Source organism: Cryobacterium sp. Y29 (genome assembly GCF_002929825.1).
Taxonomy (GTDB): Bacteria; Actinomycetota; Actinomycetes; order Actinomycetales; family Microbacteriaceae; genus Cryobacterium.
This window is the reverse complement of sequence record NZ_PJJN01000030.1, coordinates 37,338-58,109: the sequence shown is the minus strand read 5'-3', so window position 1 is coordinate 58,109 and position 20,772 is coordinate 37,338. Positions and strand designations below refer to the sequence as shown.

At 64.2% G+C, this 20,772-nt stretch carries 17 protein-coding genes and 1 riboswitch; of the genes, 9 read left to right on the top strand and 8 right to left on the bottom strand.

The window, feature by feature from the left end:
* Positions 1-16: 16 nt before the first annotated feature.
* From CXY74_RS06220 to CXY74_RS06205, 4 genes are all read right to left on the bottom strand, one after another.
* Positions 17-940 carry an endonuclease domain-containing protein gene (locus tag CXY74_RS06220; RefSeq protein ID WP_158252307.1) on the bottom strand — a complete coding sequence of 308 codons (924 nt, stop codon included), beginning with the start codon at positions 938-940 and terminating at the stop codon, positions 17-19.
* Between the two features lie 458 nt (positions 941-1,398).
* The gene (gene glpK / locus CXY74_RS06215) at positions 1,399-2,913 is read right to left on the bottom strand and encodes a glycerol kinase GlpK (protein WP_104199629.1); all 1,515 of its coding nucleotides are present in this window, start codon (positions 2,911-2,913) and stop codon (positions 1,399-1,401) included.
* 83 nt (positions 2,914-2,996) lie between these two features.
* Positions 2,997-3,731, bottom strand: a complete 735-nt coding sequence (locus tag CXY74_RS06210; RefSeq protein WP_104199762.1) for an MIP/aquaporin family protein — start codon at positions 3,729-3,731, stop codon at positions 2,997-2,999.
* 182 nt (positions 3,732-3,913) lie between these two features.
* Positions 3,914-5,656, bottom strand: a complete 1,743-nt coding sequence (locus CXY74_RS06205; RefSeq protein WP_104199628.1) for a glycerol-3-phosphate dehydrogenase/oxidase — start codon at positions 5,654-5,656, stop codon at positions 3,914-3,916.
* A 208-nt stretch (positions 5,657-5,864) separates the two neighbouring features.
* Here CXY74_RS06205 and CXY74_RS06200 point away from each other — a divergent pair, with 208 nt between their 5' ends.
* The 7 genes from CXY74_RS06200 (at position 5,865) to CXY74_RS06170 (ending at position 12,404) form a co-directional block, all read left to right on the top strand.
* A complete protein-coding gene (locus CXY74_RS06200; RefSeq protein ID WP_233193253.1) occupies positions 5,865-6,752 on the top strand; it encodes a sugar-binding transcriptional regulator in 888 nt (295 codons plus the stop codon).
* Positions 6,753-6,836: 84 nt separating this feature from the next.
* Positions 6,837-6,978: riboswitch (FMN riboswitch) on the top strand.
* A gap of 88 nt (positions 6,979-7,066) precedes the next feature.
* Positions 7,067-8,110 carry a bifunctional diaminohydroxyphosphoribosylaminopyrimidine deaminase/5-amino-6-(5-phosphoribosylamino)uracil reductase RibD gene (gene ribD / locus CXY74_RS06195; RefSeq protein WP_104199626.1) on the top strand — a complete coding sequence of 348 codons (1,044 nt, stop codon included), beginning with the start codon at positions 7,067-7,069 and terminating at the stop codon, positions 8,108-8,110.
* 8 nt (positions 8,111-8,118) lie between these two features.
* Positions 8,119-8,778: a riboflavin synthase gene (locus CXY74_RS06190; RefSeq protein ID WP_104199625.1), complete on the top strand. Its 660-nt coding sequence runs from the start codon at positions 8,119-8,121 to the stop codon at positions 8,776-8,778.
* Positions 8,775-10,034 (top strand): GTP cyclohydrolase II, encoded by a 1,260-nt coding sequence (gene ribA, locus CXY74_RS06185; protein ID WP_104199624.1) that lies wholly within the window; start codon positions 8,775-8,777, stop codon positions 10,032-10,034. Before CXY74_RS06190 ends, ribA begins: the two co-directional genes overlap by 4 nt.
* Positions 10,034-10,510 carry a 6,7-dimethyl-8-ribityllumazine synthase gene (ribH, locus tag CXY74_RS06180; RefSeq protein ID WP_104199623.1) on the top strand — a complete coding sequence of 159 codons (477 nt, stop codon included), beginning with the start codon at positions 10,034-10,036 and terminating at the stop codon, positions 10,508-10,510. The genes ribA and ribH overlap by 1 nt, the downstream gene beginning before the upstream one ends.
* A 33-nt stretch (positions 10,511-10,543) precedes the next feature.
* Positions 10,544-10,900: a hypothetical protein gene (locus tag CXY74_RS06175; RefSeq protein ID WP_104199622.1), complete on the top strand. Its 357-nt coding sequence runs from the start codon at positions 10,544-10,546 to the stop codon at positions 10,898-10,900.
* A 151-nt stretch (positions 10,901-11,051) separates the two neighbouring features.
* Complete coding sequence (locus tag CXY74_RS06170) at positions 11,052-12,404, top strand: MFS transporter (protein ID WP_104199621.1); 1,353 nt, start codon at positions 11,052-11,054, stop codon at positions 12,402-12,404.
* Between the two features lie 51 nt (positions 12,405-12,455).
* Here CXY74_RS06170 and CXY74_RS06165 read toward each other — a convergent pair whose 3' ends face one another.
* From CXY74_RS06165 to CXY74_RS06155, 3 genes are read right to left on the bottom strand one after another with little or no spacing between them, the layout of a single operon-like run.
* Entirely contained in the window at positions 12,456-13,295 is an 840-nt protein-coding gene (locus tag CXY74_RS06165) for an ABC transporter permease (protein ID WP_104199620.1), read from the bottom strand.
* Positions 13,292-14,155 carry an ABC transporter permease gene (locus CXY74_RS06160; protein WP_233193242.1) on the bottom strand — a complete coding sequence of 288 codons (864 nt, stop codon included), beginning with the start codon at positions 14,153-14,155 and terminating at the stop codon, positions 13,292-13,294. Before CXY74_RS06160 ends, CXY74_RS06165 begins: the two co-directional genes overlap by 4 nt.
* The gene (locus tag CXY74_RS06155; protein ID WP_104199619.1) at positions 14,152-15,108 is read right to left on the bottom strand and encodes an ABC transporter ATP-binding protein; all 957 of its coding nucleotides are present in this window, start codon (positions 15,106-15,108) and stop codon (positions 14,152-14,154) included. Before CXY74_RS06155 ends, CXY74_RS06160 begins: the two co-directional genes overlap by 4 nt.
* A gap of 190 nt (positions 15,109-15,298) precedes the next feature.
* On the opposite strand from CXY74_RS06155, the gene CXY74_RS06150 reads away from it, so the two are divergent.
* Complete coding sequence (locus CXY74_RS06150; protein WP_233193252.1) at positions 15,299-17,149, top strand: ABC transporter ATP-binding protein; 1,851 nt, start codon at positions 15,299-15,301, stop codon at positions 17,147-17,149.
* A gap of 125 nt (positions 17,150-17,274) precedes the next feature.
* On the opposite strand, the gene CXY74_RS06145 is transcribed toward CXY74_RS06150, so the two are convergent.
* Positions 17,275-19,125, bottom strand: coding sequence for a phosphoenolpyruvate carboxykinase (GTP) (locus CXY74_RS06145; protein ID WP_104199617.1), 1,851 nt, complete (start codon positions 19,123-19,125; stop codon positions 17,275-17,277).
* Between the two features lie 180 nt (positions 19,126-19,305).
* On the opposite strand from CXY74_RS06145, the gene CXY74_RS06140 reads away from it, so the two are divergent.
* On the top strand, positions 19,306-20,748 hold the full coding sequence (locus CXY74_RS06140) for a helix-turn-helix domain-containing protein (protein WP_104199616.1): 1,443 nt from the start codon (positions 19,306-19,308) through the stop codon (positions 20,746-20,748).
* Positions 20,749-20,772 lie beyond the last annotated feature (24 nt).

Below are 20,772 nucleotides of genomic sequence, written 5' to 3'. Positions count from 1 at the left end.
TCGAAATTTGCAGGAGTTATGCGCCGCGGATGCCACTTGTCTGGGCGGCAGTGAAGACTCGGGGGCTTCCATACCGGCAAATGTCTACGAGCTTCTGAATTGCCCGAAGCACCCCCTCCGGATCGAACATGATGTCCTGATACAGCACGCGGAGCGTCACATAACCGAGGGTTGCCAGTAAACGATCTCGGGTGCGGTCGCGAATGTGCTCCTCCCAGGCTTTGTGATGACTCTGGCTGTCCGCCTCAACGACTACACAGCCCTCGACCAGGACATCGACGCGGCCGACCCGGTCGATGTACACCTGAATGTCACAGCGGTACCCGGCGGACCGAAACAGGTCCCGCACGACAGACTCCTGGCCGGCATCCACTCGCGCATCGATGCGGGACCGCAGCCCGCCATGCTTATCAGGGACATGGGCGAAGATCTCATCGAGATCAGCTGCCCGAATCTTATGCTCGTGCAGGGCGGTGTCGAGCGCGGCGAGAGCGAAGCGAGGTTCCTGACACTGGATAATCTGGGCGAGGGCGTCGCGGGGCCCGACGCAGTACTCGGTGCCATCAGTTTTGTCGATGAGCGGCCACCAGTGCAGCTCGACGCCGTCCCGCGGGGCGGCCGCCAGCGGAACGTGACGACTTTGGGGACTGCGCAGACGGGAGCCCTCCCGCGGGATATGCACATGGGTGAATTGCGAGTCGAAGGCAAAGAAACCGATCTCCCGGGCCGCCGAAACGCAGGCTTCGCGCCCGCCGATGCGAACCGCCTCAAGGGTGTGGCGATCGGTTCCCGGCAGAGCGTAGTGATCGCGGCGGACTCGGATGAGCGTATTGCTGCGCACTGCCGCCGTGATGTGTTTGGCTCGCATGCCGCTGTTCACTAAGTCTTGTCGGCTGACGATGCGACGCTGGCCAGCAGGGGAGGTCAAAAATGGATTCATGCAGACGATCGTCGTCATTTTCCAGTTACCAGGACCTCCCCGCAACCAATCTGGGGACAGCGCTTCCAGCCGCCTGTGCATAACTCTTCCGTGCTTACTCTTTCGAAACACGCCTCTCGCCGAAGCGCATAACTCCTGCAGTCTCCGCACTCGTCCGCAATCTCACCCGGAAGCACTCGGGTCGGCCGGACCGAGAGACCAAATTGCAGGAGTTACGCGATTGGGCCGCCCGGAATGACAACGATCCCCCAGACGGGCGATCCAGCCGAGTAACAGATCACAGATCACCGGCAGTCACCGGCAATCACCCGCAATCACCGAGGCATAACTCCTGCAGTTTGCACATGCTGTGTCTGCGGACCGCGAAAACACGGACCTCCGAAAACTTCACACGGCAAATTGCAGGAGTTATGCGCCCCAGGAGAGGGGAAGCGGCCGGGCGGGGAGAGAGGTGTGAACTACTTCACGTCCTCATCGACCCAATCGAGGGTCTTCGTGACGGCCTTCTTCCAGTTGCGCAGGAGACGAGCAGCTTCCTCTGGGTCCATGGATGGCTCCCAGCGGGCGTCTTCCTGCCAGTTGGAGCGTAGGTCGTCGAGGCCGCTCCAGAAGCCCACAGCGAGGCCGGCCGCATAGGCGGCGCCGAGCGCCGTGGTCTCGGCGACGACCGGGCGCACGACGGGCACGCCGATGATGTCGGCCTGGAACTGCATGAGCAGGTCGTTGACCGTGGCACCACCGTCGACCTTGAGCTCGGTCAGCGGCACCCCGGAGTCCGCGTTGACCGCGTCGAGCACCTCTCGCGTCTGGTACGCGATGGCCTCGAGCGCCGCCCGGGCGATGTGACCCTTGTTCACGTAGCGGGTGAGTCCCACGAGCGCGCCGCGCGCATCCGACCGCCAGTACGGCGCGAACAGGCCGGAGAAGGCCGGCACGAAGTAGGCTCCGCCATTGTCGCTGACCGTCTTGGCGAGGTCTTCGATCTCGGAGGCATCCTTGATGATCCCGAGCTGGTCGCGCATCCACTGCACGAGCGAGCCGGTCACCGCGATCGAACCCTCGAGCGCGTAGTGCACCGGGGCATCGCCGAGCTTGTAGCCCACGGTGGTGAGCAGGCCGTTCTTCGAGTGGATGATCTCGGTGCCGGTGTTGAAGATCAAAAAGTTTCCGGTGCCGTAGGTGTTCTTCGCTTCGCCCTGGTCGAAGGCAGCCTGGCCGAAGGTCGCGGCCTGCTGGTCGCCGAGGATGCCGGATATCGGCACCTCGCGCAGCAGGCTGTGTCCACTTGCAGTGCCGTACACCTCTGAGGACGATTTGATCTCGGGCAACATCGACTTCGGCACATCGAAAATGCCGAGAATCTCGTCATCCCACTGCAGAGTTTTGAGGTCCATGAACATGGTGCGGCTCGCGTTGGTGACGTCGGTCGCGTGCACGCCGCCCTCGGTACCGCCGGTCAGGTTCCACAGCACCCAGGAATCGGTGGTGCCGAACAAGAGGTCGCCGGCATCCGCTTTAGCGCGTGCTCCCTCGACGTTTTCCAGGATCCAGACGATCTTGGTCCCGGAGAAGTAGGTGGCCAGCGGCAGGCCGACGGTCGACTTAAACCGATCGACGCCGCCATCCGCTGCCAACCGGTCGACGATCGGCTGGGTACGGGTGTCCTGCCAGACGATGGCGTTATAGACGGGCACGCCGGTGGTCTTGTCCCAGACGACGGCGGTTTCGCGCTGGTTGGTGATGCCGACGGCTTCGATATCGTGGCGGGTGATATTCGCCTTCGACAGCGCCTGCCCGATGGCCTCACGGGTGTTGTCCCAGATTTCCTTCGGGTCATGCTCAACCCAGCCGGCCTGCGGCAGGATCTGTTCGTGCTCAAGCTGACCGATCGAAATAATCGACCCGGCCTTGTCGAAGATGATCGCGCGGGAGCTCGTGGTCCCCTGGTCGATGGCGAGAACGTACTTGGCCATGTGTAACTCCTTTGTTGTTCCAGGTAAGAAATACGGTGTTGAAACGATAACGAAAGCGGATGCCGCAGACTGCGTTGTAAGGATTAGCCCAAAACCGGCAGCAGCACACCCGATGATGCTCCGGCGAGCACACCGCCGATGATAGGACCGAGAACCGGAACCCAGGAGTACGACCAGTCGCTGCCGCCCTTGCCCTTGATCGGCAGCAGGAAGTGCGCGATGCGGGGACCGAGGTCACGTGCGGGGTTGATGGCGTACCCGGTCGGCCCACCGAGCGAGGCACCGATGGCGATCACGAGCAGCGCCACCGGCAGCGCGCCGAGCGCGGCGAGCCCGCCAGCATCGCCGTTGCGGCCGAATCCGATGACGACGAAGACGAGCACGAAGGTGCCGATGATCTCGGTGACGAGGTTCCACCCGTAAGAGCGGATGGCCGGCCCGGTCGAGAAGACGCCGAGCTTGTTTGCCGCGTCCGGCTCCTGGTCGAAGTGCGGCTTGTAGGCGAGCCAGACCACGACGGCACCGAGAATAGCGCCGAGCATCTGCGCTCCTATGTAAGTCAACGTCGATACGACGTTGACCGGAACACCCGAGCCGAATGTGTCGGTCCCACTCGCGATGAGACCGAGAGTGACGGCCGGGTTCAGGTGGGCACCGGAGTTGTAGGCGGCGATCACACCGGCATAGACCGCGAGGCCCCAGCCGATCGTGACCATGAGAAAGCCACCGCCGAAGCCCTTGTTCTTGGCGAGCGCGACGTTGGCCACCACGCCACAGCCGAGTAATACGAGGATGGCCGTTCCCACGACCTCTGACATAAAGACGACACCGAGATTGTCCACATTGACCTTTCAGATGGAGTGCTGTTCACCGCACCCAACAGTGTTGTTGAGTCCGGTTGTCGTGCGTGTTGTCTAAAACGTAGCGGCGACCGGGCCGGAGTGAGCAGGTTTCTCGTGCACGTTCGTGCAGATTGTCAATAATCGTCAGTCCGAGCGGGTTAGTCGATCAGAACACCGGCTTCGGCGACCGGGGCAAGGTCGACCCCGTGCACGTCCATCAGGGTGGCGCGGGCCAAGACGATCTCTTCAGCGCGGCGTGCGGCATCCCAGCCGAGAACAGGAGCGACAACGCGGGCGATCTCCTCGATCAGAGGAGTGGTCACGGCGCCGACGAAGGCCATGCTGGTGCGGCGCAACAGCACGTCACTCAGCCGCACGACGCCCTCGAAGCCGGCCATGAACTCGATTTCACGCCGAGTGTAATCGGTGTTGTGCGCGAGGGGAGCATCCGCTGGACCAGCCGGATCGATGAGAAAGTCGATGACCTCGCTCGCCCTGGTACCGTAGCGGGCGAGCAGGGCTGCGGCGCGATCGGTGCCCACCTCGTCGCCGTGGGCTGTGACCCAAACCAGGCGGGCGGCGTCCGAGGCCGGCCAGTCGCGGCCGCCACCGATAGCGAGCCCCTCGGTAGACACAGTGCGCGGCAGGCCGAGCAGTTTCAGGATGTCCGTGCTCAGGTTCTCAGCGAGGGCGCGGAAGGTGGTCCACTTGCCGCCGACCAGGCTGAGCAGGGTGCCGTCAGCGGCGTCGGTGCGGGGCAGCGGACGGGACTCGATACGGTAGTCACGGGAGACGAAACCCGGTGTTTCATCGTCGTGTCGCGGTAGCGGACGCACGCCAGCGAAGCGGAACACGATGTGCGAACGATCAACCGGTACCGTTGGAAAAACGTGCGCGACCAGATCGAAGAAGTAATCGATTTCGTCTTCGGTGCAGCGAATGGGCTGGGTGATGTCGTGCTCGAGGTCGGTGGTGCCGACCAGAACGCGGCCCTTGAGCGGGTAGATCAACACGATGCGGCCGTCTTCGTGTTCGAAGAAGATCTCTCGGCCTCCCGTTGCCGCGAGCAGTTCCGGATTGTCGAGTACGACGTGGGACCCCTTGGTGCCGCCCATGAAAGTGCTCGGCTGGCCGAGAGCGTCATTGGTCAGGTCGGTCCACGGCCCGCTCGTGTTGACGATGATATCTGCTCGAAAGGAGAATTCTGCGCCGGTGATGCTGTTGCGAAGCAGCACGCCGTTTTCCGTTATGCCAGCCGCTTCGACATAGTTGGCGGCGCGAGCGTGCGGGCCGGCGTCGAGGCCGTCGCGCAGCACATCGAGGGCGAGGCGTTCGGGGTCGTGCATGGCGGCGTCGTAGTAGGTGGCCGTGTATTTCAGGCCCGGGTTCAGCAGCGGCAGGGCGGCGAGTGCCTTGGTGCGGCCCCTGAATTCATGGCGGGGTACCGTTCCGCCGTCACGGGAGAATGCGTCGTAGATCATCATGCCGATTTTGATGAGCATCGCGCCGCGCTCGACGTGCTTGGCGCCCTGCTTGTGGGTGAGGAAACGCAGCGGCGCGGCCATCACTCCCGAAAAGGTCGAGAAAATGGGGATGGTCGTCTGCAATGGCTTGACATAGTGCGGCGCGATCTTGAGCAGGCCGTTGCGTTCCTCGACCGACTCCTTGACCAGGCGAAATTCGCCATTTTCGAGATAGCGCACGCCTCCGTGAATCATGTGCGAGCTGGCCGACGAGGCTCCGGAGACGTAATCGTTCTTCTCAACGATGACCACGTCGACGCCCTGCAGGGCTAGATCACGAAAGGTGGCGATGCCGTTGATACCGGCACCGATGATGAGCACCTGGGCGCTCGGGCGATCGGCGATTGCGGTCGAGGTCTGTGAGTTGAGGAACGACATTGTTGTCACCTTTGTCTCGGGGATCGCCCGATAGTTTGCTCGGGGAAATCCTATGAATAGATGTAGTCTGACAGTCCGACACAATTTCTCAACTGGATTGAACATACGTGCAAGGAGCCCCGTGATCTTCGATACCGATTCCGCACAGTCTGATCGCAGCCGCGACGCCCTCACCGCCGCGCACCTGTACTACATCCAGGACCTCACCATGGATGCCATCGCTCAAGAGCTGCACACCTCCCGTTCCTCGGTCTCGCGCCTGCTCAGCCACGCGCGCGAGACCGGCCTGGTCGATATTCAGATCAAGTCTCCCCTGGATGCCCCGAGTCACCTCGAGCAGCAGATCGAGGCTCGATTCCAGATCACCGCGCACGTCGTTCCGGTGCCGGACAGTGCGAGTGACGTCGATCGGCTCGAGCGTGTCGCCCTCTCGGTTGCACGGATTCTCGGTCAATACTTCGACTCGAACATGACTATGGGCATCGCCTGGGGTTCCACCATGAACGTGATCAGCCGGCACATCACTCCGAAGCAGACCCACAACTCCCAGATCGTGCAGTTGAACGGTGCCGGAAACATGCGCACCACCGGCTTGGGGTACGCGAGCGAAATTCTCGGCCGTTTCGGCACGGCGTTCGGCGCGCATGTACAGCAGTTTCCGGTGCCCGCCTTCTTCGACGACCCGGCGACCAAGCACGCATTGTGGCGGGAGCGCAGCGTCAGTCGCCTGCTCGAGATGCAGGCCATCATGGACATCGCATTATTCGGCCTCGGTTCTCCCTTCTCTGGAGTGGTCAGCCGCGTCTACGCGGGCGGCTACCTCGAACAGGCCGAATTCGATGCGCTCGGCGCAGCCGGCGTGGTCGGCGACGTGGCGACAGTGTTCTACCGCGCCGACGGCTCGGCCGACGGTATCGCCCTGAACGAGCGGTCCACCGGCCCGGACTTCACCGTGCTGCGCCGCACGCCACGCCGCATCTGCGTCGTGGCGGGCCGCTCCAAGCTCGCCAGTCTGCGCGGGGCCCTCGCCGCGTCGCTCATCACCGACCTGTTCGTCGATGAGAGCACCGCCCGCGCGCTGGTCGAGGCCCCGTGACGTCATGAGCATGACAGCGCTTGTCGCCGGGAATAACACGTCACGCAGGCTGTTGCACTATAACTAGAAGAAGAACTTGCAGTACACGTGCTCCGGGGTCGGTGTAATTCCGAACCGGCGGTTAAAGTCCGCGACCCGTTAGTCCCCCAGCACCATCGAGGGACCAGCGGTTGAGCTGGTGAAACTCCAGCACCGACGGTCAAAGTCCGGACGGGAGGCGCACGAGTTGGTCGGCCCCTATGGTCGACCGACGGGTTTGTGCATGCTGCACACCCCATACCCCCCGGAGCTCGTCCGATACGGATGAGGGCGGGATGACCAACAACGCGGCAGTCGGCCTGGACAGCGCTGCCCTGGCCAGCGCACTGCGCCGCGCCCTCGAACTCGCCGCCCGCGGTCCGGCCACCGGCGTGAACCCACGGGTCGGCTGCGTCATCCTGAACGCCAACGGCGAGACCCTCGCCGAGGGGTGGCATCGCGGTGCCGGCAGCCAACACGCCGAGGTCGACGCGCTCTCCCATCTCGCCCCCGGCCTGTCCCGCGGCAGCACCGTCGTCGTCACACTCGAACCGTGCAATCATGTCGGCCGAACCGGTCCGTGCGCGGTTGCTCTGATCGACGCCGGCGTCGACCGCGTCGTCTATTCCGTAACCGACCCGGGCGAGCACTCCTGCGGCGGTGCCACGCGGCTGCGCATGGCCGGCATCGAGGTGGAGGGCGGCCTGCTCGCCACTGACGGGGAGGCCCTTCTCGGCGACTGGCTTGTCGCCGCCCGCCTCGGCCGGCCGTTCATCACGCTCAAGTGGGCCTCCAGCCTCGACGGTCGCGCGGCCGCTGCCGACGGCTCCAGCCGTTGGATCACGGGAGCGGCAGCGCGGCTCGACGTGCACCAGCGTCGCGCCGCCAGCGACACGATCCTGGTCGGCACCGGCACCGTGCTCGCCGATGACCCGGCGCTGACCGCCCGCGACCTCGCTGGCGACCTCCTCGCCCGGCAGCCCATTCCCGTGGTCGTCGGCCGACGAGCGCTGCCGGCATCCGCTGCGGTCTACGCACACCCGCACCCGCCACTATTTTTCGACGGCCTCGACCTGCCTGGCCTGCTGACCGACCTATACAAGCGGGCGGTGCGCACCGTGTTCATCGAGGGCGGGCCCACCGTGGCGAGCGCCTTCGTTGCCGCCGGACTGGTCGACGAGTACCTCGTCTACCTCGCACCAACGCTCCTCGGTGGCCCCCGGCTGGCGCTCGACGACTTCGGCGTGACCACCATCGGCGAGCAGCGCCGCCTCTCCATCCATTCCCTCAACCGGATTGGCGACGATGTTCTTATCGTCGCTAGACCCCTCACTACCTAAGGAACCCCATGTTCACCGGAATAATCGAGGAACTCGGCCAGATCGAGCGCATCGAGACCACAGTGGATGCTGCTCGCTTCACCATCCGCGGCCCGCTCGTGATCGAAGGCGCCGGTCACGGCGACTCGATCGCCGTCTCGGGAGTCTGTCTTACCGTGGTCGAGCGCACCGCCTCGACTTTCACCGCCGACGTGATGGCACAGACCCTGCACATGTCGACACTGTCCGAGGCCCGCGTCGGTTTCCCGGTCAACCTCGAACGCGCAGCGCTCGTCGGCGGGCGCCTCGGCGGTCACATCGTGCAGGGCCACATCGACGGCACAAGCACCGTGCTCGCCGTCACGCCGGGCGAAGCCTGGCGGGTGCTGCGATTCAGCCTCTACCCCCAGCTTGCCAAGCTCGTCGTCGATAAGGGCTCGATCGCAATCGACGGCGTCTCACTGACGGTGAGCAACATCAGCCCGGCCACCGACGCGACCCAGTGGTTCGAGGTGTCCCTCATCCCCGAGACCCTCGCCGCCACAACGCTCGGCGAGCGCCGGGTCGGCGACCTCGTCAACATCGAGACCGACATTCTGGCCCGCCACGTTGAGCGAATGTTGGCCCTCAGCGCCGCCGCAAAAACCCCGGAACCCCAGCACGCAACCGCACCAAGGAGCGCATCATGAACCTCGCCGATATTCCTGCCGCACTGGACGCCCTACGCCTCGGCCGACCGGTCATCGTCGCCGACGACGAGGGCCGCGAAAACGAGGGCGACGTCATCATCTCGGCCCAGCTCGCCACCCAGGAATGGATCGCCTGGACCGTGCGTTACTCCTCCGGGTTCATCTGTGCTCCGATGACCAATGAGCTCGCCGACCAGCTCGATCTGCCGGTGATGGTCGTGAACAACGAAGATCCGCTCGGCACCAATTACACGGTAAGCGTCGACGCCGCCGACCGACTGTCGACCGGGATCAGCGCTGCCGACCGAGCCCACACCCTGCGTGTGCTCGCCGACCCCGCGTCGGCACCGGCGAGCCTGCACCGCCCCGGCCACATCCTGCCCCTGCGCGCCAGAGACGGCGGTGTGAGGGAGCGTGGCGGCCATACCGAAGCCGGTGTCGATCTGATGAAACTGGCCGGTCTGGTTCCAGTCGCAGCCATCGCCGAGATCGTCGGCGAAGACGGTGAGATGATGCGCCTCCCCGGCCTGCTCGAACTCGGCGAGCGCGAAGGCCTGCTCGTCATCACAATCAAAGACCTGATCAGCTACCTCAATGAGTTCCATCCGAATGAACCACTACCGACAATCGCCCCGCTCACCGAGGCGCCACGGGTCGACTTCGAGGTGGAGACCACGGTGCCCACCCGGCACGGCACTTTCCGGATACGCGCCTACCGGGACCGCTCGACCGGTGCCGACCACGTCGCTCTCGTGGCGGGCACGCCGGTCGACGGCGCCATCGTGCGGGTGCACTCCGAGTGCCTCACCGGCGAAGCGTTCGGCTCGCTCAAGTGTGAGTGCGGACCGCAGCTGAGCGCTTCGCTCGACATCATCCAGGCGGAGGGCGGCGTGGTCGTCTACCTGCGCGGCCAGGAAGGGCGCGGAATCGGCCTTATCAACAAGCTGCGGGCCTATGCGCTGCAGGAAGACGGCCTGGACACCCTTGATGCCAACCTGGCGCTGGGTCTGCCCGGTGACAGCCGCGACTATGGCGCGGCCACGGGCATTCTGCACGATCTGGGACTGCGCGAGGTACGGCTGCTGACCAACAATCCCGAAAAAGTGCGCCAGCTCGAGCTGCACGGCATCACCGTAACTGAGCGCGTACCGCTTATCGTCGGCATCGGGGAGTTCAATGAAAAGTATGTTGCTACCAAACGTGACCGCATGGGGCACCATATCTCCAACATCGAAATCATGAATGGAATCGCCTAATGGCTGGAACAGGACCCACAATCTCGGTTGACGCCGCAGGCCTGCGAGTGGTCATCGTGGCAGGTCTTTGGCACGACGCGATCACCGACGGTCTCATCGCCGGTGCGATCCGGGTACTCGAAGCGAGCAACGCCGAGTTCTCGCTCGTGCGGGTACCGGGCAGCTTCGAACTGCCCGTCACCTGCAAGGTCGCCCTGGACAGCGGTGCCGATGCTGTCATCGCCCTCGGTGTGATTATTCGCGGCGGCACTCCCCACTTCGACTTCGTGTCGAATGCGGCAACGGATGGCCTCACCCGCGTCGCGCTCGACGCCGGCAAACCGGTTGGCTTTGGGGTGCTGACCCTGGACGATGAGCAACAGGGCCTCGACCGGGCCGGACTACCCGGTTCGAAGGAAGACAAGGGCGCGGAGGCGGCATCCGCCGCTCTGGCCACCGCGCTGGTGCTGCGGGAGCTACGCGGGCACATCGGGTAATTGGGGCCGCGTGTGAGTGCCTAGGCTGAACGCATGGACCTTCTACGCAACATTCTGCTCATTCTGCACTTCGTCGGTTTGGCCTCGCTGCTTGGTGGCTTCCTCGTGCAGATCAAGCCGATCATTGCCGGCAAGGGCACGATTGTCACCGCGATGTTCCACGGCGCATTGACTCAACTGGTCACCGGTTTGCTGCTCGTCGGCGTCATCGAGATGGGCTCGCTCGGCCACATCGACAACACCAAAATCGGCATCAAGCTGCTGGTGCTCATCGTTATCACCGTGCTCGTGATCGTGAATCGCACGAAGCCGACCGTGTCGTCCCTCGTACTGTGGGCCATCGGCGCCCTAACCTTCGCCAACGTCGTGATCGCGGTGCTCTGGAAGTAACCGGTCTCCGAGCCGATTGCCCCCGGGTAAACTGCGGTGTGACCCCTACACGAGGCCACACCACTATTCGTGCGTAAACGCTTCCGCGGGAAGTCAGATCGACTTGCGGGTTTCGTCGGCGCCCAGCCACCTTCCGGAGCGTTCCACCCCCATGTCAACATCCACAGCGTCAGTTTCGACGCCGACCACGCCTCTCAACCCGAAGAGCCGCGTCATCATGGCGAGCCTCATCGGCACGACCATCGAGTTCTACGATTTCTACGTCTACGCGACCGCGGCCGTGCTCGTTTTTCCGCACCTGTTCTTTCCGACGGGCAACGAGACCACCGCCCTGCTCGCCTCTTTCGCCGTGTTCGGCGCCGCCATGGTCGCCCGCCCGATTGGGGCGCTGTTCTTCGGTCACTTCGGTGACCGTAAAGGACGCAAGGCTACCCTGGTCGGCGCGTTGCTCACGATGGGCATCGCGACCTTTCTGATCGGCCTGCTGCCGACCTACGACATGATCGGCTGGTGGGCGCCGTTCATGCTCGTCCTCCTGCGCCTCGCCCAGGGCTTCGCTCTCGGCGGCGAGTGGAGCGGCGCAGCACTCGTCGCGACCGAGAACGCACCCGCAGGCAAGCGCGCCTGGTACGGTACCTTCCCGCAGGTCGGCGCGCCGCTCGGCTTCATCATCGCCAACGGCCTGTTCCTCGGCCTTGCCCTCGCCCTGCCGTCGACCGACCCGACCCGTCCGTCCGAGGCGTTCCTCGAGTGGGCCTGGCGCATCCCGTTCCTATTCTCGGCCGTTATGGTCATCATCGGACTCTGGGTGCGTCTGCGACTGGTGGAGAGTGAAGTCTTCACCAAGGTCGTCAAGGCAGACCGGGTCGAGAAGCTGCCGCTCGCGGCGGTATTCAAGTCCAACTGGCGCGAACTGATCCTCGGAACGTTCATCATGCTCGCGACCTACGTGCTGTTCTACCTCATGACTACGTTCACGCTCGGCTACGGCCGGGCCGCAACGGATGCCCCGGTTCCCGGCCTTGGCTTCAGCTATAACAACTTCATTCTCATGATGATTCTCGGTGTGGTGTTCTTCGGAATCTTCACGCTGGCCTCTGGACCCTGGGCGGACAAGCACGGACGACGTAAGACGCTCATCATCGTGACGTTGTTCATCATCGTGTTCGGCCTATTGTTCGTACCACTGCTCGGCGCGGGCTTTCCCGGCGTGATGCTGTTCCTCATCGTCGGCTTCTCGCTGATGGGCATGACCTTCGGCCCGATGGGCGCGCTCCTGCCCGAGCTGTTCCCGACCAGCGTGCGCTATACCGGCTCAGCCTTCGCCTACAACATGAGTTCAATTCTCGGCGCAGCCGTCGCCCCATTCATCGCTATCTGGCTGTGGACCCTCGGTGCGGGAAGCCCGTTCTGGGTCGGCATCTATCTCTCGGTCATGGCTGTCATCACCCTGATCGCGCTGGTCCTCAGCCGCGAAACGAAGGATCTCGACCTGCACCGCTAGGTTGTCGCCGCACAGCATCCCCCCTCTCGCGATTGCGAGGGGGGGGGGGCTTCAGTTCAAGAAGAGGGCCTTGAGGCGGCGAGTGGTGACGACCAGGCCGATCACGATCATCACGGCGTAGTACAGCACATGCCAGAGCATTCCGGGGTCGATCTGCCCGGTAGTCAGGCCACGTACGAGCTCGACACCGTGCCAGAGCGGAAGTGCCTGGATCACGTATTGGATGCCCTGCGGATAGACGCTGAGGGGGTAGAACGTGGCCGAGAACAGAAACATCGGCAGCAACACCAGGTTGATCCAGTCCATCTGCTGGAACGTCTTCATGTAGCTCGTGACCGCCATGCCCACGCTCGCGAAACCGAACGCGATCAGGAGCACCGCGGGCAACGCGAGCAGTGCCCACCACGACAGATTGAGCCCCAGCGCCTGCATGACGAGCAAGAATCCGGTGGCGTAGAGCATCCCGCGGAGCAGGGCGAGCGAGATCTCACCAAGGGCAACGTCGAGCGGGCCGAGCGACGTGGACAGCATGCCCTCGTAGAGTTTGGCGAACTGCATCTTGAAGAACACGTTCCAGGTCGAGTCGTAGATCGCGCCGTTCATCGCGGCGACGGCGAGCAGGGCCGGGGCGATGAACGCCGCGTAGGGCATCTGAGTGCCGTCAGCGGTCTGCACCTGGCCGACCAGGGCTCCGAGGCCGAGGCCCATCGATAGCAGGTAGAAGATGGGCTCGACGAACCCGCTGAGCACCACGAGCGAGTTGGTGCTGCGCGTGGCCCGCCAGCCGCGCGCCATCACACTGCGCGCGTTGCCGGCATACAGACTGCCAAGCCGGCGCGGCGGGGCAGCGGATACCGCTACGGTCGATGGAGACAGCTGCGGCCCGGTCATGTGTTCAGCCGTCTGGTCGCGAGGCGGCGGGCCCAGACCCAGCCGATGGCCAGCAGGGCGGCCAGGTAGAGCACGTGCACCAGGCTGAGCCAGATCGGCTCCGACAGGCCGTACGCAAAGACGCGAGAAAGCTCCGTGCCGTGCCAGAGCGGGGAGATCCAGCCAATCCACTGCAGATACGGCGGCAGCACGTCCAGCGGAAAGAACGTGCCCGAAAACAGGGTCATCGGCAAAATCACGAAGCGTTGCACCATGGCCAGCTGCCCGGTGTCGTCCTTCAGGGTGGCCGTGTAGGCCATCACCAGCGCCCCGAAGGCCAGCCCGGTCACAAGCGCCACCGGCACGGCGACAAACCCAAGCCGGCCGGGCACCGCCCCGAAGACTAGCATGAAGACGTAGAAAATAGTGCAGGTGACGAGCATGCGTACCGCGACCGAGATGATGATGCCGTTGATGATCTGGCCGGGCTGGATGGAGCTCGCATTCATACCGAAAAAGGTAGGGTTCCACTTGAAGCCGAGCATGATCGGGTAGGTGAACTCCTCAGAGGCTACGGCAATCGCGCTGCTCGCAAGCAGCGCCGGCGCCAAAAAAGCGAGGTAACTCACCCCGGTGACGGCGTCATCCCCAAGATTGTTGTCCACGAGGCTGGCCAGGCCCACGCCCATCGCGTAGAGGTAGACGAGCGGGCTGCCGACCGCGGTGAAGAGCACGGTCTGGGCGTACGACCGCATGACCCGAAACCGGTGCTCGGCCACGTACCAGGAGCCGTAACGCCGGGTGCGCGCTGCGGCTGCGACGGCCGCCGCCAGCGTCTGAGAGCGCATGTCGTCGCTGATGTCGTTCGTGGGGCCGCTCACTCGATCAGGTTTCGGCCGGTGAGCCGCAGGAACACGTCTTCCAGGCTGGAGCGACGCACAAGGCTGGTGATCGGGTGGAGGCCGGCAGCGGTCATCCGCTCTAATTCGTTTTCGCCGCTCTCGCTGTAGACCAGAATGCGGTCGGGCAGCACATCGACACGCTCGCCGAAACCACTGCCGCCAAAGCTTTGGATGCGGTCGGCGACCTCAGCATTCTGGGTGGAACCGAAGCGCACTTCGAGTACTTCACGGGAGGAATAGCGTCGAATGAGATCAGCCGGGGAACCCTCGGCCATGATGCGACCCTTATCGACCACGACGAGGCGGTCGCAGAGTTGTTCAGCCTCGTCCATGTAATGGGTGGTGAGAAGCAGCGTCGTGCCCTGCTCCTTGAGGCGAAATAGACGGTCCCACAGAATGTGACGCGCCTGCGGGTCGAGGCCGGTCGTCGGTTCGTCGAGCAGCAGGATGCGCGGGTCGTTGATGAGGGCCCTGGCGATGGTGAGGCGGCGTTTCATGCCGCCAGAGAGATCATCGACCTTGGCACCGGCCTTGTCGGCGAGCTGGGCGAATTCGAGCAGTTCATCGGCGCGGCGGGCGACACGGGCGCGTGGCAGCCCGAAGTAGCGGCCGTAGACCAGCAGGTTCTCGCGCACCTTCAGTTCCAGGTCGAGGTTGTTCTCCTGCGGCACGACGCCGAGCTGCGAGCGAATCTCGGGACCATACCGGTTCGGGTCGAGGCCGAGCACGTCAAGGTCACCGCTCGTGCGGGTGGAGACCGCACCGATCATGCGCATCGTCGTGGACTTGCCCGCGCCATTGGGGCCGAGCAGCCCGAAGGACTCCCCCGGCGCGACCTCAAAACTGATGCCGTCGACGGCGACGAAATCCTTGGAGTTTTTGACCGGATAACTCTTGACGAGATTCTGGGTAGCAATGACAGGCGCTGGCACAGTTCTAACCTAGACCGCCCCCACTCCAGTGGGGATGGTTCGCATCTGGGACGGTTAAGATTTACGAGTGACTACCGCTAGCCGTGCGCCCGAAACCTCCGCTGACCCCCCTTTACCAAACGCAGCCAAGCCGTCGCGCGGCCGTCGCGGCCGTCCCGCCCCCACCGGGCCGAGGGCGACGTTCAGCCAGTTGCTGCCCTACCTGTTCGAGCACAAAAAGGTGCTCAGCGTCGTCATCGTACTGAGCGTGCTCGGCGCTGCCGCAAGCCTGGCCCAGCCTCTGCTCGTCAGCCAGGTCATCACGATCGTGCAGGCTAACGATCCGCTCGGATCCCTCGTCGGCGTACTGATCGCCCTCGTAGTCATTTCGGGCCTGATCAGCGGCTACCAGCACTACCTGTTGCAGCGCACCGGTGAGGGGGTTGTGCTCTCGAGCCGCCGCAAACTGGTCGGGCGTCTGCTGCGCCTGCCGATCAGCGAGTTCGACGCGCGTCGCACCGGAGACCTCGTCTCCCGCGTCGGCAGCGACACCACCCTGCTGCGCGCGGTGCTCACCCAGGGCCTGGTCGAAGCTATCGGCGGATCACTCACTTTCATCGGCGCTCTCGTGGCCATGCTCATCATCGACCCGGTGCTGCTCGGACTGACCGTGCTCGTCATCGCGGTGTCGGTGGTCACCGTCATCCTGCTGTCGCGTCGCATCCGCACTGCGAGCACGGCAGCCCAGGTCAAGGTCGGCGACCTTGCGGCCAGCGTCGAACGGGCGATCAGCGCCATCCGCACCGTTCGTGCCGCCAATGCCACCGAACGTGAAGTCGCCGTGATCGACGAGGACGCCCGCGGTGCCTGGCGGATGGGTATCAAAGTCGCCAAGATCAGCGCCCTCGTCGTACCGATCGCCGGGATTGCCCTGCAGGTGTCGTTCCTCGTCGTGCTCGGCGTCGGCGGTTTTCGCGTCGCGAGCGACGCCATCACCATTGCTGATCTGGTCGCGTTCATTCTCTTTCTTTTCATGATGATCATGCCGCTCGGGCAGTTCTTCGGCGCGATCACCTCGGTCAATTCCGCGCTCGGCGCTCTGGGCCGCATCCAGGAAATCATCGATCTGCCCGCTGAGGACCAGTTCGATCGCGACATCGCCCCGCTCGCCATGACCGTTGGTGCCGCGAACGAAAAGGTTCGTCCCGATGCCGCTGCAATCAGCTTCGAGAATGTGCACTTCGGCTACTCGGTCGCCCCGGTCGAGTCCAACCCGGGCAGCACCGAGGCCACGGATGCCGCCGGTCTGGGTGGCCCTGCCGCTGCCCCCGATGATGCAGTCCCGGCGTCCCCGACCGATACTTCCGCCTCCACAAAACCCCGTCCCGTGCTCAAGGGAGTCTCGTTCAACGCACCGCGCGGCCTGCGCACGGCGCTCGTCGGGCCCAGCGGCGCCGGCAAGAGCACGATTCTCGCCCTGATCGAGCGGTTCTACGACGTCACGGATGGCACCGTGCGACTCGGCGGGCTGGACATCCGCTCACTGGACCGCACCGCGCTGCGCGCCCAGATCGGCTATGTAGAACAGGACGCCCCGGTACTGGCCGGATCGCTGCGGGACAACCTCACTTTGGCGACTCCCGACGCCACCGATGACGAGTGCATCGCCGTGCTTCATGCCGTCAATCTCGGCGAGGTGCTCGAGCGCGATCCTGCAGGGCTCGGCGCTGCGGTCGGGGAATCGGGAGTCAAGCTCTCCGGTGGCGAACGCCAGCGACTCGCGATTGCGCGGGCATTGCTGGCGGCGCCACCGATTCTGCTGCTCGACGAGTCGACGTCGAGCCTCGACGGCAAAAATGAGCAGATGATGCGCGAAGCCATCGATGCCGTTGCGGCCGACCGCACGCTCATCGTCATCGCGCACCGTTTGTCGACCGTCGTCGACAGCGACCAGATCGTGGTGCTCGACCATGGCCAGGTCGTCGGCGTCGGCACCCACTCCGAACTCGTCGTCTCAACACCCCTGTACCGGGATCTCGCCAAGCACCAGCTTCTGGTCTAGCCAGCCCCTCCTCGCCGGCCGGGTGCCTCAAACCGACATCGGCTCGTCTCAGCCACCGGAGTCGGACTGAAAGCACGCGAATGGCCCCGCCGCGTGAGGCGACAGGGCCATTGCTGCTGCAGAAACTAGTCCTTCAGGTGGTACCGCACGCTCGCGAGCTCGGCCCGGAGCGCCGGCGGGACCTTGTCACCGAACTTATCGAAGTATTCCTCGGTGAGGTCACACTCGGCGAGCCAGCTGTTCTGGTCGATCGCGAACAACTGGTCGACGGCTTCCTTCGACAGGTCGAGACCGTCGAGATTCAGGCCGTCCTCGGCCGGAAGCAGACCGATCGGGGTATCAACGGCGTCGGCGGTGCCCTGGATGCGGCGAATCATCCATTCGAGAACCCGCGAGTTCTCGCCGAAACCGGGCCAGATGAAAGCGCCGTCCGGGCCCTTGCGGAACCAGTTGACCTGAAAGATCGCCGGGGCGTTAGTGCCGAGTTCCTTGCCGACCTTGAGCCAGTGGCCCCAGTAGTCGGCCATGTTGTAGCCACAGAACGGGAGCATCGCGAACGGGTCGCGGCGCAGCTCGCCAACGATGCCGTCAGCAGCTGCGGTCTTCTCGGACGAAATGGTGGCTCCCATGAAGACGCCGTGTTTCCAGCTGCGAGCCTGCGCGACCAGCGGAACGTTGGTCGCCCGGCGGCCGCCGAACACGATGGCGTCGATCGGTACACCACCGGCGGCTTCCCAGTCGTCAGCGATCGATGGGCACTGGGCGGCCGCAACGGTGAAGCGCGAGTTCGGGTGGGCGGCGGTGCGGCCGGAGTCGGGGGTCCAGTCCTTGCCCTGCCAGTCGATCAGGTGGTCGGGAGCTTTATCGGTGAGGCCTTCCCACCAGACGTCGCCATCGTCGCGCAGTGCGACGTTGGTGAAGATGGTGTTGCCCCACATGGTGGAGACGGCGGTCGGATTGGTGGTTTCACCGGTGCCGGGGGCGACACCGAAGAAACCGGCCTCTGGATTGATCGCCCACAAGCGACCATCTTCGCCCTGGCGCAGCCAGGCGATGTCGTCGCCGATGGTCTCGACCGTCCAACCGGGGATGGTCGGACGCAGCATCGACAGGTTCGTCTTGCCGCAGGCCGACGGGAAAGCGGCCGCCATGTGGAACACGCCACCCTCGGGTGAGATCAGCTTGATGAGCAGCATGTGCTCGGCGAGCCAGCCCTCGTCACGGCCCATGACCGATGCGATGCGCAGAGCGAAGGACTTCTTCGACAGCAAAGCGTTTCCACCGTAGCCGGAACCGTAAGACCAGACCTCGCGGGTGTCGGGAAACTGCACGATGTACTTGTCGTCGTTGCAGGGCCACTCCACCTCGGGGCGAGTGATGCCCGACTGGTCGACGAGCGGGTAGCCGACGCTGTGCACGGTGTGCACCCACGGTTCGCCGGCTTCGATCATGGTCAGCACGGTCTCACCCATGCGCGTCATGATGCCCATGTTGAGGACGACGTAGGGAGAGTCGGTGATCTCGACGCCGAGCTGCGAAATAGGACCGCCAAGCGGGCCCATCGAGAACGGCACAATGTACATGGTGCGACCGCGCATGCAGCCGGCGAAGACTCCGCGCAGTTCGGCGCGCATGGCGGACGGTTCGGCCCAGTTGTTGGTGGGGCCAGCATCCGCTTCATCGTTGGAGCAGATGAAGGTGCGGTTCTCGACGCGGGCGACGTCCTTCGGATTGGTGCGAGCAAGAAAGCTGTTGGGGCGCCATTCCGGGTTCAGCCGGATGAGCTGGCCGGAGGCGACGAGCAGTTTGGACAGGTCATTGGCCTCGCGCTTGGAGCCGTCGCACCAGACGATCGCGTCGGGTTCGGTCAGGCGCGCAATCTCGTCGACCCAGGCCTGCAGGTTGGGGTCGGTGCTACCCGTGCGACTCGGGTCGGCGTCCCCGGTGCTCTGGCGGGAAGAGTTGGTGAGGGTCATCGTCTGGCCTTTCTGTACTGCTCGGGTAGGTGCAAAGTTGTGGAACGCCGGGCTGCGTTGCGTGCCTGACGTTGCGTACGGCCAGAATTTTTTGGCTATAACTTTAGAATGGACCCTTTCCAGATGAGAAACCGCGATATTGCAAGTTAAGAATCATCATTCTTTAGATATCGTTAAGGAATGTCGCCTCAAGCTTCCGATCTGATCACCCTCGGCCATCGCATCCGCCATTTTCGCGGCGAGCGCGGTCTGACCCTCGACCAACTCGGTGAGCGGGTGCGCCTCGCTGGCAGCCAGCTGTCCCTGATCGAGAATGGCCGCCGCGAACCGAAACTGTCGACCCTGCAGGACCTCGCGACCGCGTTGTCGGTCGACCTGGCCGAGCTGCTGCGCCGGGAAGCGCCCAATAACCGTGCGGCGCTGGAGATCGAACTGGATCGGGCCCAGAAAAATCCGCTCTACAAGGCGCTGGGACTGCCAATGGTCAAAGTCACGAAGGGGATGCCGTTACCGGCTATCGAGTCGCTTCTCGGCCTGCACCGCGAGCTGTCGCGCCGGGCCAGCGAAGCGATCGCGACACCGGAGGAAGCGCGGCGTGCCAATACCGAATTGCGCGAACGGATGCGCGAGCAGGGCAATTACATGCCCGAGATCGAAAAACTCGTGGAGGAGCGGGTGCGCGCCAGCGGGCATATCTCGGGTGCCCTCACCCACCGCGAGGTCAGCGTCATGGCCGATCAGCTCGGCTTCAGCCTGATCTATGTGAATGACCTGCCGGGCTCCACCCGGTCGGTCACCGACCTCGCCAATGGTCGCATCTACCTGCCGCCGGCCTCGATTCCCGGCGGGCACGGCCTGCGTTCGATGGCGTTGCAGGCGATGGGCCATCGGCTGCTCGGGCACGAACGACCCGTCAGCTACGCCGAGTTCCTCTGGCAGCGACTCGAGATCAACTACTTCGCGGCGGCGTGTTTGATGCCGCGCGAGGCGTCCGTTGCCTTTCTTGCACATGCCAAGCAGGAGCGGGAGTTGGCCGTGGAAGACTTTCGCGACGCCTTCGGCGTGACCCATGAGGCAGCGGCGTTGCGGTTGACCAACCTCGCCACGTCGCACCTCGACATGACGCTGCATTTTCTGCGGGTCAACGGCGACGGCGCCCTGCAAAAGGGGTACGAGAACGACGACCTGCCGTTTCCGGTGGACGTCACCGGGTCGATCGAGGGCCAGTACGTCTGCAAGCAGTGGAGCGCCCGCAGCGCCTTCACGCACACCAACCGCACCACCGAGTTCTATCAATACACCGACACCCCGGCCGGTACGTACTGGTCGGCGACGCAGACCGGGTCAACGGATGCCGGTGAGTTCTCCATCAGCGTCGGCGTTCCGTTTGCGCAGGCCAAGTGGTTTCGTGGGCGGGAGACCACGCAGCGTACGGTATCGCGTTGCCCGGACGAGTCGTGCTGCCGTCGGCCTGATTCGGATGCCGCCGCCCGCTGGGCTGGGCGGGCCTGGCCGAGCGCCCGGCTGCACGCGCACGTGTTGTCGCCGTTGCCGTCTGGAACTTTTCCGGGCGTTGACGACTCCGAGGTGTATGCGTTCCTCGAGGCACACGCGGCAAAGTAGCGGCACTCTATAGTATGAGGCCGG

Coding starts and splice junctions, on each gene's coding strand:
- ribD (WP_104199626.1), top strand. CDS start 7,067: ATGACCAACAACGCGGCAGTCGGCCTGGACAGCGCTGCCCTGGCCAGC.
- CXY74_RS06200 (WP_233193253.1), top strand. CDS start 5,865: ATGGATGCCATCGCTCAAGAGCTGCACACCTCCCGTTCCTCGGTCTCG.
- CXY74_RS06140 (WP_104199616.1), top strand. CDS start 19,306: ATGTCGCCTCAAGCTTCCGATCTGATCACCCTCGGCCATCGCATCCGC.
- CXY74_RS06210 (WP_104199762.1), bottom strand. CDS start 3,731: ATGTCAGAGGTCGTGGGAACGGCCATCCTCGTATTACTCGGCTGTGGC.
- CXY74_RS06145 (WP_104199617.1), bottom strand. CDS start 19,125: ATGACCCTCACCAACTCTTCCCGCCAGAGCACCGGGGACGCCGACCCG.
- CXY74_RS06175 (WP_104199622.1), top strand. CDS start 10,544: ATGGACCTTCTACGCAACATTCTGCTCATTCTGCACTTCGTCGGTTTG.
- ribH (WP_104199623.1), top strand. CDS start 10,034: ATGGCTGGAACAGGACCCACAATCTCGGTTGACGCCGCAGGCCTGCGA.
- CXY74_RS06170 (WP_104199621.1), top strand. CDS start 11,052: ATGTCAACATCCACAGCGTCAGTTTCGACGCCGACCACGCCTCTCAAC.
- CXY74_RS06165 (WP_104199620.1), bottom strand. CDS start 13,295: ATGACCGGGCCGCAGCTGTCTCCATCGACCGTAGCGGTATCCGCTGCC.
- CXY74_RS06205 (WP_104199628.1), bottom strand. CDS start 5,656: ATGTCGTTCCTCAACTCACAGACCTCGACCGCAATCGCCGATCGCCCG.
- ribA (WP_104199624.1), top strand. CDS start 8,775: ATGAACCTCGCCGATATTCCTGCCGCACTGGACGCCCTACGCCTCGGC.
- CXY74_RS06220 (WP_158252307.1), bottom strand. CDS start 940: ATGAATCCATTTTTGACCTCCCCTGCTGGCCAGCGTCGCATCGTCAGC.
- CXY74_RS06190 (WP_104199625.1), top strand. CDS start 8,119: ATGTTCACCGGAATAATCGAGGAACTCGGCCAGATCGAGCGCATCGAG.
- glpK (WP_104199629.1), bottom strand. CDS start 2,913: ATGGCCAAGTACGTTCTCGCCATCGACCAGGGGACCACGAGCTCCCGC.